1 protein-coding gene and 1 pseudogene are annotated in these 953 nt (G+C 32.6%); both read right to left on the bottom strand.

Features of this window, described 5'->3' with window-relative positions; translation table 11 throughout:
- Positions 1–344 (bottom strand): annotated as a pseudogene (locus tag ACFIO5_RS10055) (tetratricopeptide repeat protein); the annotation flags it as partial.
- A gap of 304 nt (positions 345–648) precedes the next feature.
- The coding region (locus ACFIO5_RS10050; RefSeq protein ID WP_375705318.1) for an ATP-binding protein at positions 649–953 on the bottom strand (305 nt) is incomplete at its 5' end.

The following is a 953-nucleotide window of genomic DNA, read 5'->3' as shown; positions in this document are numbered from 1 at the left end:
AAAAAAAGTACTTGTAGACGAACAAGCTGTTCACGTTTATTCAGTGTCTTTGGATCTTTATCCATGAGTTCACTAAAAAAATAACTTTTAACTTCTGGATTGCCTGTAAAACTGTAAATGCTCCAAGTTATAAGAAGAACAAAAAAAATACTCAAAGCTACAAAAGTATGTCTCTTTTTATGATATGTGTAAGGCTTATCAAATCCAACCGAATACATACAGCTTCTCTCACTCTCAATATCTTGAGCTCTCAATTCTTTTTTGGTCCCATAATTATGTAGAGAAAGAAAAAGTATACTCGCCAGAAAAGTGAGAAAAAATACTGCCAAGACTAATATGAGCATAGCATTTTGCTACCAATATGAAATTCAAAAAGCGGAACTAATTGATTCTCCCACCCTATCCATGAAAACACTGATGTAAAAAGATAGAAAAGCACTTTATTTTATCTTATAATATGGTAAGTTTATCATCATTTTCCCAATACGCATAAAAGCATAAAAATAAAATTTTATTTCTAAATTCTGATTACAAACAGATATTGCCCTTCAACATCCTGACATGATTTTCTGCCCTGTGCATTACATGTAAAAATATTGCATCGCTCATATAAATTTTAATATATACGCTCTACAAAGGAAAAACACATTACCTTCTTGGTAATAAAACTTTTGCATATAACCCTCCCAAATCAGAACGAGATAAGAAAAGGCTTCCACCATATTCGTTAACCATATCAGAAACAATTGCTAACCCTAAACCTGTCCCCGGTTTACTCTTATCAAATCGACGACCTCTTTTAACAGCTTCATCAGTTTGTTCTTCTGTTAAACCAGAACCATCATCTTCTACGAGAAGGCTAAAGAATTTCTCTTCTTCAATATTTTTTTCTAAATAACAAGAGATCAGAACTTTGGTGCGAGACCACTGAGCAGCATTTTCAATCAAATTAC

Source organism: Bartonella sp. AA86SXKL (assembly GCF_042196885.1).
Note: the sequence above shows the minus strand (reverse complement) of the source record. Positions and strands in the feature narration are given on the sequence as shown.